Genomic DNA, 12,437 nt, shown 5'->3' with positions numbered 1-12,437 from the left:
TTATTGTACCTTTGCACTCATGAGTAAAGGTAAGTTAAAGAAATTTGCAGAGATGGAAACGTTTAAGAACGTTTTCCAATATCCTTATGGCGTTATCAGTGAAGTTCCGTTTGAAATGAGAGGGCATTGGCGTGAGCAGTATTTCCATAACGATAACCCGATTGTACTTGAGTTGGGATGTGGTAAGGGTGAATATACTGTTGGTTTGGCACGTGTTTACCCTAATATCAACTTTATTGGCGTTGATATCAAAGGTGCTCGTATCTATACAGGTGCTAAACAAGCTTTGGAAGAGGGGTTGGATAATGTTGCTTTCTTGCGTACCAGCATTGAGATTATCGACCGTTTCTTTAGCGAAGATGAGGTGCAAGAGATATGGCTTACCTTCTCTGATCCTCAGATGAAGAACGTGCATAAGCGTCTGACTTCTACCTTCTTCATGAATCGTTATCGTCGTTTTTTGATAGATGGTGGTATTGTTCATCTTAAGACGGATTCTAACTTCCTCTTTACATATACTACTTACATGGTTAATATGAACCAATTGCCAGTTCTGTTCCGTACAGAAGACCTCTATGGTAATGAGTTAAGCGAGGGTAGGGTAGCTGAAAATCAGATGGATGAAAAGACACGTGAGATTCTTGGTATTCATACTTATTATGAGAATCAATGGATTGAACGTGGATTGAACATCAAGTATATGAAGTTCCAGTTGCCAAGAGTTGGCGAACTGGTAGAGCCAGATGTTGAGATTGAACTTGATGATTACCGATCATTTAAGCGCACGAAACGCAGTGGATTGACTACGAGTAAGTAGCATTGTTCTGATGTTCGCGTGGTAGAAACATATATATGAGTCTTGAAATGGATAAGTTTCACTATCCATTTCGTCTTTTTGACTTCTCTTACCCATATAGTTATCTATGGGTTTAAAGCATAAAAAAGACACTAACTTCTATTTTCTTCTTTCAAAGGAGATAGAAGTTAGTGTCTTTATTATTTTGTTTGTTTTATTTTTTCAAGCTTATAATGTATGTCCATCAAGATAATCTTGAAGAGCGGTTTTATAACTATCTGAGATTGGGAGGGTAGAATCTCCGATTACAACGCGGAAACGATCAATGCCATCAATCTTCTTCATGTGTACGATGTAGGAGCGATGAATGCGCATGAATTCAGGTTTAGGAAGTGACTCCTCAATCTTCTTCATGTTCATTAGACTCATGATTGGCTTATGGTCGTTAGCAAGATAGATCTTAACATAGTCCTTCAATCCTTCAATATAGAGAATGTCATCAAACATGATTTTAACCAGTTTGTACTCGCTCTTCACAAAGATAAAGCGGTCGTTTGACGCATTCTCTGTCTGACGGGTACTTTGGAACCAGTCTAAAGCTCTGTTTGCACCAGCTAAGAAGTCATCATAGCTAATTGGCTTCATAAGATAATCAATTGCATTTGCCTTGTAACCATCGATAGCATATTGGCTGAATGCAGTTGTGAAAATAATCTTAGTTTCCTTTGGTAGAATCTTTGCAAACTCCAGTCCACTAAGTTCAGGCATCTGTATATCTAAGAATATGAGGTCAACCCTATTCTCACGGATCGCTTTTACGCCTTCTACAGCACTATTAAAAACACCAATTAAGTTCAAAAAGAGTGTTTTCTTTGCATAACTCGCAAGCAAGTCTGCTGCTAAAGGTTCGTCGTCAATGATTATACAGTTTAGTGTCATAAATGATAATTTTAGATGAATATGTATTTCTATTACTATCAAATCCCTTCTCCCATTTGTACTTACCAGGGTAAGCAAGCTCAAGACGGCGCTCTACTTGTTTGAGGCCTATGCCATGGCCGTTCCTTTCTGCCTCTCCCTTTGGGTTATTACTGTTTTGTATGGAGAATATTATTTGCTCATTATTTGCATCTAACTTTATGTGAATAAAGTTCTTTTGCTCTGGATTAATACCATGTTTAAAGGCATTCTCTAACAATGAGATAAATATCATTGGCGCAACATGGATGTTACAATTAGATGGGATGTTACACTCGCGTTTGATTTCTACATTCTCTGGTATGCGTATCATCATCAAGTCGACATAGTTTTGTAAGAACTCTACTTCTTCCTCCAGACATACGTAAGGTTGCTGATTGTCATAGAGAATATGTCGTAACATCTTTGAAAGGTCGATAATAGCCTTCTGCGCCTTTTCTGTATCGAAAGCTGTCAGCGCATAGATATTATTCATTGTGTTGAGTAAAAAGTGTGGGTTGACTTGCTGACGTAAGTTTACCAACTCGGCTTTTGTCATTGCTGTTTCTGCCTCACGCTTTTCCTTTTCAGCCTTTGACCAACGCTGTGCCATCAGTATCGATGTTGCAACACCAGCACAGATACTTAGGTTAAAGACATTGCGTATAATAAAAAAGATGTGTGGGTATACGTACTTGTCCTCTTTGTTTTCTACAAAGATTTGGTATGGATAAGTCATCAGGTTTTGGTCACCTGAGATGTAGTATAACCATTCGTGCTGTACAATAGATAAGAAAAGGATGAGCAGTGTATTGATTACCCAAAACTCTTTCTTCCGTCCCTTTAATAACATGGGGGCAAGTACAAAATAATTGGTATATGCAACTGCCATCATTGAAAGGGGAATGATATATATCGATAAGTCGTTTTGCCATGATGTATGTCCTTGCGGAGCGTACAAAATGGGTATGAGGAAAAGCGGAAGCCAAATGATAATTTGGTTCCAAAAGCTCTTAAATATGTCTGTTTGTTTCCTCATTTATTACTTTTATTTGTCTTTACAACTATATCTGCAAACAAAGGTAATAAAACTTTTTGTAAAATAAAATGTATTGATTGAATATGTGAGTTTTTTTTACATTAACCTATTGTTATGTATATACAAAAGGTTTTTAATTAACTTATTTTTATAATAAAACAACCCTAACCAACACTGAAATAGCTTTTTTTACTCTATTTCCTATGTTGTTTAGAGTTGTTAGATGCTATGACAATAAATATTTACAATATCTATTTTGTAAAGCTGTTTAAGCGTGCTATATATTTGCCAAGAATGTCAAACTCGAGGTTTACCACAGTGCCAATATGAATGTCAGCAAAATTGGTATTCTCTCGTGTGTAAGGAATGATGGCTACCTTAAAGCTGTTATCTGTTGGTTCGCAAACAGTCAGTGAGACACCATTGACCGTAACTGACCCTTTATCAACAGTGAAATAGCCACGTTGTGCCATCTCTCGGTTGCACGGATATTCGAAGGTGAAATAGGTACTACCATCTGCATCTTCCATATTAACACACTTAGCTGTTTGATCAACGTGACCTTGTACGATGTGTCCATCTAATCTACCGTTCATAATCATTGAACGTTCTATATTCACACGATCCCCCACTTTGAGTAAGCCTAAGTTCGAGCGGTCAAGGGTTTCCTTCATGGCTGTCACCGTATAGGTATCGTCTTGGAAGCGAACGACTGTAAGGCACACTCCATTGTGTGCAATACTTTGGTCAATCTTCAATTCCTTTGTAAATGAACATTGAAAAGTGAAATGGATATTCTCCTGTTCATGTTCAATCCCTCTAAGGATTGCCATCTCTTCTACAATTCCTGAGAACATTGCTAAATTTCTTTTATTATCCCCTTTAAGAAAGCCTAAATGATGGTATAAGTTCTGATAGCTAATCTTTTATAACTTCACAGGCTACTTATAGGAGGTTAAGTTTTACATAATTACTATACGCTTGAATAATTGAAAAAGGTGGGGAATCACTTGGAAACCCCACCTCAATCCCTCTTCTTTAAAGAAATGGGAATTAGAAAAGTCGTATCGACGATGTGATGAAAAGTCCGAGTATCAATGATAAGAGAGCTCCTCGTCTTTGTAATCCACTGACCTTGCGGCTTAGTCGCTGAAATGCGATTTATGTGGCCCGCCATTAACAAAAGAAGTCATCTCGGGTTTTCTAATTTATTTGATGACTATCCCAATCGAATCGATACGACTAAATCTGTATCCTTTCTGTCTGCAAAGTTAGTATAAAGATTTTTATCCTCCAAACATTTTATACTTAAAAGTATTTACTTCTGGAGGCAAATCTCCTCATTTCTCTACCGAAAATTGTTCGCGAACAATTTCCGATTTGTTCGCGAACTCTTTTTCGTTTATCCTTGACCAATCAGTCAACGCTTCTTTTAGTCTTCTGGCACAGGTCCAGGATTCTCTCCGCCTTTCTTGTCTTTATGAGAGGTTTTTGAATTAGAGTTTTCCTCCTTCACCGTCTCATACGAGTTTTCGCGCAAAGCGGCCTTTAGTTCCACACCTGGCGTAAATGTTACGCGTGGCTTGATAGTCTCTATCTTAAAAGCCTTTACCGTCGCAGCCCCCTCGCTTGAAAGTGTCAGGCGCATCGTGCCAAACTCGCCCAGCTGTACACTAAAACCATCGCGGAGGTAATGAGGCAGGCAATCAATAAAGTTTGCCAGCACGTTTTCGATATCACCACGTGTCAACGAAGAACGCCCCGCAATGTCGTGCGCAATATCCCGTAGGGTCTTCTTACCAGCATTGACAGGACTAGCATAATACTTCACTTCCGATTTCTTTTGCGGATTCTTCCGCTGAACCATTTTGATTTTCATTTGGTTATAAGATTTAAATTATTAATTATTATCGTACTGTACTTTGCAGCACTTCTTAATGCTCAAAAAAACAATATTCAAAGGTCAAAATTCAAAGCCCAAAGGTCAAAGAAAAAATTATATACGGTTAGCCGAAAATTTTTATTTGATATAAATTTATTTCTAACCGCTTCCCCGTAAATTTCTAACCGTATATAAATTTACGGGGAACCGTATATAAATTTTCCGCTGTCCGCATGCTTCTTTTTTACAAGCAGTATACCCCTGATTGACTATTCGTCATAATGAATGAAAGGGCGGACATGAAGCAGCGTACTACCAGTTGTATTACCGTTATAACCTGCCCAATACCATCTGAAACCATGAAGGACACCATAAATCGTGCAAGGATAATAAAATGAACCATTCTCACTACTTTCAGAACTAGACCAATAATAGTCGCTAACAGGCTGTGATACTCTAGGATCTTCCGTGAAGGAAGTCCCACCTACTTGTGTAAAAGCTTCTGTTGCTAAAAGATCATACCACCAAGAATAGTATCCTTGAAGATGTCCAATACCTGTTTGATAATTCTGCATACCTGAAGAATCATCATTACCCCCTAACTCAAAACAAGCAAGTTTCCATTCTCCTAAAGATGGTAAAAACCATTTTTTACCTACCATCTTTCCTGTGAGTTGTACTCCTGCCGGTAAAGTCGGAGTATATTCTGCGGCTGCTTTGAAAGCAGGGAAATCACTACTTGTTCCCTTTACGGTCACATTATCTGTACTAGCAGAGGCATCCCAAGTTTCAGAATAACCATTATATAAGGAAGTTTGGTCAAACGTATTTTTACCTACGGCACTCTTATTGTAAGGGGTTGATGTATACGTAGATCCAGTAGAACACCAGTCACATGGATTTCCGTTATTAGCATCAGTTAGAGCGATAGCCAAATGCTTGCTACGACTTACAACAACAGCAATAGGTGTCTTTGTCCCTCCACCATAGGTGGTATCTTTAAAGAAGCCTCTTGTTCCATCACTCATCAGATAAATAAAATTCTTTTTCAACTTAATATTAAGTATATAAGAGCCATTTTTATCTAACTTTAATGGAGAGGCAGGATTGAAAATAAGTCCTGCACCTGCTAAATTGAGATTATAATATTTACCATTGGTAAACGTGAATTTTAACTTTGAGACATCTGTTGATGGAAGAAAGGCAATCTCACTGCTGATAGCACGATAAACCAGAGTATTACTAGCCCATGGATCCATCTCACCCAAAGTAGACGAGAATGTTGTATTAGATGATACTGCTGTACCTGTTCCCATAGTCCAAGAATCGTTAGCAGCATCATATACGGCAGAACTAGGGATAGCTGTGCTATTTATAGAAGAAAGTACGCCAGTGGTATTTGCCATATCAAACTCGCCATACCCTTCTAATCGAATTTTAACTACGGCCCCTGCATGTTTCATTGTAAATGCAACCTTTTGCTTTCTAGGAGTAGCGGTAATCACCTGTGTTGTGCGTCCTATCCATGCATCAGCTGCGTTTGCTTGAGTTACGGTAAGATTATTACCGCTACGTGTCACCTTGTCATTATAGAGGACAAAGTCGTAAGTACCTGGAGTAAGACTTATGCTTTCATTAGAAGAGGTCGGGGTAAAATCCCAATTACCACCACTATAAGTTACGCTTCCTGTTACGCTGCCCTTGTAAGCATGAGTTGAGGCATCAAATGCCAGCATAGTGTATGCGAAAGTACTATATAAGGCACGTGTGCGTGGGGCATGTTCTTGTTTAACGGTATCACGTTGCAAAGTGCATTCTGCAACAATACCATTACCAAGGTCTATATCACTCTTCGCGAGTTTAATATCCTCTTTGGGTGCACGAGTTACGTTTACACTTTGTTCGGTATTATAATCGGCAAAGTTTACTTTAAACTCTATTCTTTGCGCAACATCAACTTTTCCATTTTCAATAGCATTCTCATCATTGTTGCTACATGCTGTCAATGCCAGCAAAACGATGCCTAAGATACTTGATAAAATCGTTTGTTTCTTCATTGTTCGTTCTTTTTAATTAGTGATTTCTGCAAAGAGGGTCCTTTAGTCTTCATCCTCTTCAAAATAGTTTCTTTTAGCTGGAGCAACAGTCGTTTCATCTCCTAGAAGAATAGATCCTACTTCATGTACGCCCTTATCATCATAGCTCCATTGATGTTGTGAGGCACTTGCATTGGGAGTGACAGATGTACAGATAAATGTTTCTGTCTCCATTTCGTGAACGTTACACTCGGGTCGTTCATAATCTTTCTTTTTTCTCATTGCTTTAATTGATTAAAAAATAGTTATTATTAATGATTCTCACTTGCTTTACTTCGTGTCACAGAGTTCAAGAGAGAGACGAAAGCATAAGAAAAGTTGTTAAAACAATGAATTATCTCCTCCTCCTGATGCTCTGTGGCACTATGTAAGTTTGATTTTATACTCGAAAAAATTGCTATATTTTGCGTTTTAGCGGTCTTCAAAAAGGGCACAAAAAAGCGAACAAAGGAAACTCCGTGAAGTCCTTTGTTTACAAGCGTTACGGCACGCTTCGCGCGCGCGTAGGCTGGAAGAAAAAAAGTATGATTAAACGCTAGGTGCGCCTGTGTGTGTGTGTGTGTGTGTTAGCAAAATATCTGAAACTACCAAATATAAAGCACTAAAAAGGCAAAGAAATCAAAGTTTCTTTGCTGTGCTGGATTGGCTGGATATGTCATTGCTAATTGTTTCACGGCTGCAAAGGTAAAACATCTTTTTAGAATTGGCAAGGAAATCTTGCGGAAATATTGAAATTAGACAGAATAACCGAGAAAAGGAGAAGTAGAAAGACAGAATAAGGAGACTGAAGGATATAGTAACAGGGTAACTTTCTCTTTTTACCTTTAACTTAAATCGGTCCATTAGAACCTAAATAGGTTTTGTATAGTTATTAACTTAACAACAAGAATAAACATTGTGTTCTAATGAACCGATTTTTTATTTTAAAGGAGTGCATCTTGCAGAATCTCACTCAACGTTGGATGGATATGAATGATGTCGCGTATCTTATCCAGTTTAGCATCACAGTTCATCAAAGCTGCAATTTCTTGAATAAGGTCAGCAGAGTGAGCACCATAGCAGTGTGCGCCCAATATAGAGCCATCTTCAGCTATTAGCACCTTTATCATGCCTTCAGTTTCTTCCATGCTTAAAGCCTTACCATTGGCGCGATAGAAACCTTTTCGAGTAGAGTACTTGATATCCTCAGCTTTACACTGGTCTTCAGTCTTACCTACGCAGGCTGCTTCTGGATATGTAAAGATTGCAGATGGCATGATATTAAGTCGAATGTTATCGTCTTTTCCAAGAATATGATTGACAGCGCGGAAGCCTTGGAAGGTTGCTGCATGCGCTAACATTTGGCGTGCATTGACGTCACCGATAGCATATACACCCTTCACATTTGTTTCCATATTGTCATTGACAACAATACCCTTTGCGTTTACTTCTATGCCAGTCGATTCAATACCGATATTGTCGAAGTTAGCTTGACGACCAGTAGCAATCAATACAAGGTCGGTATCAATTCTATCTTCTTTACCCTTTTTATCGAATACAACTGTTGTATACTCCTGTCCACTCTCTGCAGGTGATAGGATTTGTTTTACTGCACTCTGCATGTAGAAGGTCACACCTCTTTTCTCTAATGTCTTTCTTAAGCGTTTAGCTATATCGCTATCAATAGGAGGGAGGCATTCCTTCATAAACTCGATAACTGTTACTTCACTACCGAAAGCTGAGAAAGCTGAAGCAAATTCCATTCCGATAACTCCTGCCCCAATGATTGTGAGGCGGTTAGGAACTTTCGCAATAGAAAGTAATTCCGTGGATGTGACAATGTTTTGTGCTGTTTCAGACTGGCTCAAGAAGTCTTCTTCACTCATGAAAGGTGGTATCTTTGAACGTGAACCAGTCGCAATGATGATATGCTCAGCCTCTATTTGTTCGCCATTTACTTCAACAACATGGTCAGAAACGAAACGAGCCTCACCTATAATAAAGTCTATACCAGGCTGACTAAGTAAAGTGCTTACGCCCTCTCTAAGTTGATTGATAACTCCTTCTTTCCTCTCCATTACCTTCGCAAAATCGAGTGGGGGAGTCGTTTCGTAAAGAGAAGAAGTCGTAAGGCGCAGCTCAGCATCATGTGCAAGGCATTTCGTAGGAATACAACCAGCATTCAAACAGGTTCCACCAGGCTGTGCTTTCTCAATGATTGTCACTTCCAAACCACTCTGAGCAGCATAGGAAGCGGTTCGGTAACCACCAGGTCCCGAACCGATTATTAATAGATTTGTCTTTTTCATATTCAATCTCTTATAGAGTTACTGTGGAGATACGCTATACATTCTCCTCTACGTCGTTGACAAGCTGACGATAAGTCAGGATTGGATGCTTAGCTGCAAGGACATCATCTACACGTCCAATAGGTGTGTTGTATGGTGCTCCCTTAACAAGCTCTGGGTTCTCAAGAGCCTCTTTTGCAATGGTATGCATCACCTCTATAAATCCATCAATAGTGTCCTTACTTTCTGTTTCTGTTGGTTCAATCATCATAGCCTCATGGAACAGAAGTGGGAAATATATTGTTGGAGCATGATAGCCATAATCGAGTAGGCGTTTGGCAACATCCATTGTTGTTACACCGGTACTCTTATCTTTCAAGCCATCGAATACAAACTCGTGTTTACAAAGTGTGTCAATAGGAAGTTCGTAATCATCCTTTAGACATTCCTTGATATAGTTCGCATTTAGAGTTGCAAATGGTCCAACCTCCTTGAGATGCTTCTTGCCAAGTGTGAGTATATAAGTGTAGGCACGAAGAATAACGAGGAAATTGCCTAAGTAACCACTAATACGAATATTATCAGATGAGAATTCTCCTGTCGTATCTGGATTGTCAATAACAAAACCATCCTTCGTCTTCTTTACATGTGGCTTTGGTAGGAATGGAATTAGTTTCTCACCGACACCGACAGGACCAGCACCAGGGCCACCTCCACCATGTGGTGTAGAGAATGTCTTGTGTAGATTGAGGTGAATAACATCAAATCCCATGTCTCCAGGACGTGCTGCACCTAATAGTGGATTGAGGTTGGCACCATCATAGTATAGCAGACCGCCGCAGTCATGTATGAGCTTAGCAATCTCTGGAATATCTTTCTCAAAGAGACCTAAGGTGTTAGGATTGGTCATCATCATGCCCGCAATGTCATCACCCAAGAGCGGTTTTAAGTCGTTGACATCAACAAGTCCCTCAGCTGTACTCTTTACTTCCACAATCTCTAAACCACAAACAGCAGCAGAGGCAGGGTTAGTACCATGAGCAGAGTCAGGTACGATAACCTTTGTTCGCTTTGTGTCACCACGCTGTTGATGGTAAGATGCTATGAGTATCAAACCTGTTAACTCGCCATGCGCACCAGCGTATGGGTTAAGCGTGACTTCTGCCATACCCGTAATAGAAGCAAGAGCACGTTGAATATTGTATTCAACCTCCAGTGCACCTTGGACTGTTTCAATAGGTTGGTGGGGGTGAAGGGTTGTAAAGCATGGCATTGAAGCTATCTCTTCGTTGATGACAGGATTGTACTTCATCGTACAAGAGCCTAAAGGATAGAAACCATTATCAACGCCAAAGTTATTCTCACTATGATTAGTATAATGACGTACAACCGTCATCTCATCACATTCTGGTAGCTCTGCATCTTTCTCTCGTTTGCAGAAGTCGGGTAAAGGATGATGCCCAAAACGATTCTCAGGGAGGCTGTAAGCACGTCTTCCTGGATGTGACAACTCAAATATCAGATTGCCATATAGTTTATTATTCATTGTTGCGTAGATTTAGAAAAACTTTGTGTGACTATAATAATCCGACGAGTGTATCAATCTCCTCTTTCGTACGTTTCTCTGTAACGGCAATAAGGAGTTTGTCATCATCAACCTTGATACCTGGGAGAATGCCCTGTTTGATAGCCTTGTCGAAGAAGGTGTCGCGTTCCTCCATTTGAATAAGGAACTCATTAAAGAAAGGCTTGTTGTGAACAAGCTTAACTTTACCTGTACTAAGGAGTTGTTCGCAAAGGTAATGTGCACCATCATAGCCTATCTGTGCTGCTTCCTTTATACCCTCTTTTCCCATCATACTCATGTAGATAGTGGCATAAAGTGCCATCAAACTTTGGTTAGAACAGATGTTTGACGTTGCTTTCTGACGGCGAATATGCTGCTCACGTGCTTGTAGGGTCAGTGCGAATACACGCTGTCCACGGCTATCACATGTCTTACCCACGATACGACCAGGGAGCTTACGCATTAGCTTTTCAGTTGAACACATGTAGCCAGCGTATGGTCCACCAAATGCCATTGGAAGCCCAAGACTCTGAATATCGCCTATAGCAATGTCTGCACCCCATTCTCCTGGTGTCTTTAATAAAGCAAGGTCAGCTGCAACACTGTTAATAATGAACAATGCCTTTTCTTCATGACAAGTATCGGCAAAGCCTGTAAAGTCTTCAATAATACCATGTCGATTAGGCTGTTGTACGATAACTCCAGCCACACCACCTGCCTGTAATTGGTTCTTTAAGTCTTCGTGTGAAGTCTCACCATCAACCGCCTTGATAGCCTTGAGTTTGATGCCATGGAAATGTGCGTAAGTCTTTAATACACCAATGACATTCTTGCATAAGGTCTCAGAATATAATACAGTGTCAGCCTTCTTTGCATTATCGAAAGCCACCATCATAGCCTCAGCTGTTGCTGTAGTGCCTTCATACATAGAAGCGTTGGCAATATCCATACCAGTAAGTTCAGCCATCATACTTTGGAACTCAAAGATATAATGGAGTGTTCCTTGTGATATTTCAGCTTGATAGGGGGTATATGATGTAAGAAACTCCGAACGACTGAGAAGATTCTGAATAACACTTGGTGCATAGTGGTCATATACTCCTCCACCTGCGAAGCAAGTAAGCTTATCATTCTTTTGTCCAAGTTTCTCAAAGAAAGCGCGTATTTCTAACTCGCTCATCGTCTCAGGAATATCATAATCTCCCTTGAAACGGATGCTCTCAGGTACTTCAGCATATAGGTCTTCAAGCTTCTTTATGCCAATACGGTCAAGCATCTGTTGTATATCCTCACCTGTGTGAGGTAAAAACTTATGAATCATTTGTTTAGGATTGAATAGGTTAGTAGTAGACTGATATAAATATAAATAAGCGTTTATAAGCGATGATAGGCTTTTCTATCATCACCTATTTGCACTTATAAACGCCCATATATTTATTTCGTAGAACTTTATTCTGCACAGAATTCTTCGTAAGCTTTAGCATCCATAAGATTCTTCAGCTCTGCAGTATCTGTAAGTTCAACTTTTATAATCCAGTTTTCGTATGCATCTTTATTGAGCAAGTCTGGTTCATCTTCCAATGCCTCATTAACTTCGATAACCTTACCTGAGACTGGAGACTTGAGGTCTGAAGCAGCTTTAACACTCTCGATAGCACCGAAATCTTCGTCTACTTCAATGTCATCGTCTACATCTGGCATATCAACATATACGATGTTACCTAAAGCGTGCTGTGCATAATCGGTAATACCAATATAGCCAACACTGCCAACTACTTTCACGAACTCATGTGACTCTGAATAATAGAGTCCTTCAATTACTTTTGCCATAAT

Annotated in this window: 11 protein-coding genes; 1 reads left to right on the top strand and 10 read right to left on the bottom strand. The window is 39.6% G+C overall.

Going from position 1 to position 12,437, the window contains the following annotated elements; all coding sequences use genetic code 11:
• Positions 1-19: 19 nt before the first annotated feature.
• Positions 20-817, top strand: coding sequence for a tRNA (guanosine(46)-N7)-methyltransferase TrmB (gene trmB, locus J4861_RS04490; protein WP_211815957.1), 798 nt, complete (start codon positions 20-22; stop codon positions 815-817).
• A 207-nt stretch (positions 818-1,024) separates the two neighbouring features.
• Here the strand turns inward: trmB and J4861_RS04485 are convergent, their stop codons facing one another.
• The 10 genes from J4861_RS04485 to gcvH all read right to left on the bottom strand — a co-directional run bounded on the left by J4861_RS04485 (position 1,025) and on the right by gcvH (position 12,434).
• A complete protein-coding gene (locus J4861_RS04485; protein ID WP_211815956.1) occupies positions 1,025-1,735 on the bottom strand; it encodes a LytR/AlgR family response regulator transcription factor in 711 nt (236 codons plus the stop codon).
• Positions 1,710-2,792: a sensor histidine kinase gene (locus J4861_RS04480; protein WP_211815955.1), complete on the bottom strand. Its 1,083-nt coding sequence runs from the start codon at positions 2,790-2,792 to the stop codon at positions 1,710-1,712. Before J4861_RS04480 ends, J4861_RS04485 begins: the two co-directional genes overlap by 26 nt.
• Positions 2,793-3,043: 251 nt before the next feature.
• The gene (locus tag J4861_RS04475; protein ID WP_211815954.1) at positions 3,044-3,649 is read right to left on the bottom strand and encodes a riboflavin synthase; all 606 of its coding nucleotides are present in this window, start codon (positions 3,647-3,649) and stop codon (positions 3,044-3,046) included.
• A gap of 575 nt (positions 3,650-4,224) precedes the next feature.
• Complete coding sequence (locus J4861_RS04470) at positions 4,225-4,671, bottom strand: HU family DNA-binding protein (protein WP_211815953.1); 447 nt, start codon at positions 4,669-4,671, stop codon at positions 4,225-4,227.
• 272 nt (positions 4,672-4,943) lie between these two features.
• The gene (locus J4861_RS04465; RefSeq protein WP_211815952.1) at positions 4,944-6,731 is read right to left on the bottom strand and encodes a fimbrillin family protein; all 1,788 of its coding nucleotides are present in this window, start codon (positions 6,729-6,731) and stop codon (positions 4,944-4,946) included.
• A gap of 42 nt (positions 6,732-6,773) precedes the next feature.
• A complete protein-coding gene (locus tag J4861_RS13345) occupies positions 6,774-6,992 on the bottom strand; it encodes a hypothetical protein (RefSeq protein WP_249110738.1) in 219 nt (72 codons plus the stop codon).
• A 701-nt stretch (positions 6,993-7,693) separates the two neighbouring features.
• Positions 7,694-9,058 carry a dihydrolipoyl dehydrogenase gene (gene lpdA / locus J4861_RS04455; RefSeq protein WP_211815951.1) on the bottom strand — a complete coding sequence of 455 codons (1,365 nt, stop codon included), beginning with the start codon at positions 9,056-9,058 and terminating at the stop codon, positions 7,694-7,696.
• A gap of 34 nt (positions 9,059-9,092) precedes the next feature.
• Complete coding sequence (gene gcvPB / locus J4861_RS04450; RefSeq protein WP_211815950.1) at positions 9,093-10,583, bottom strand: aminomethyl-transferring glycine dehydrogenase subunit GcvPB; 1,491 nt, start codon at positions 10,581-10,583, stop codon at positions 9,093-9,095.
• A 31-nt stretch (positions 10,584-10,614) separates the two neighbouring features.
• A complete protein-coding gene (gene gcvPA / locus J4861_RS04445) occupies positions 10,615-11,925 on the bottom strand; it encodes an aminomethyl-transferring glycine dehydrogenase subunit GcvPA (RefSeq protein ID WP_211815949.1) in 1,311 nt (436 codons plus the stop codon).
• 128 nt (positions 11,926-12,053) lie between these two features.
• Positions 12,054-12,434 carry a glycine cleavage system protein GcvH gene (gene gcvH, locus J4861_RS04440; protein ID WP_211794518.1) on the bottom strand — a complete coding sequence of 127 codons (381 nt, stop codon included), beginning with the start codon at positions 12,432-12,434 and terminating at the stop codon, positions 12,054-12,056.
• Between the last annotated feature and the right edge of the window lie 3 nt (positions 12,435-12,437).

The organism is Prevotella melaninogenica (assembly GCF_018127925.1).
Lineage (GTDB): Bacteria > Bacteroidota > Bacteroidia > Bacteroidales > Bacteroidaceae > Prevotella > Prevotella melaninogenica_C.
This window is presented reverse-complemented; position numbering and strand designations above follow the sequence as displayed.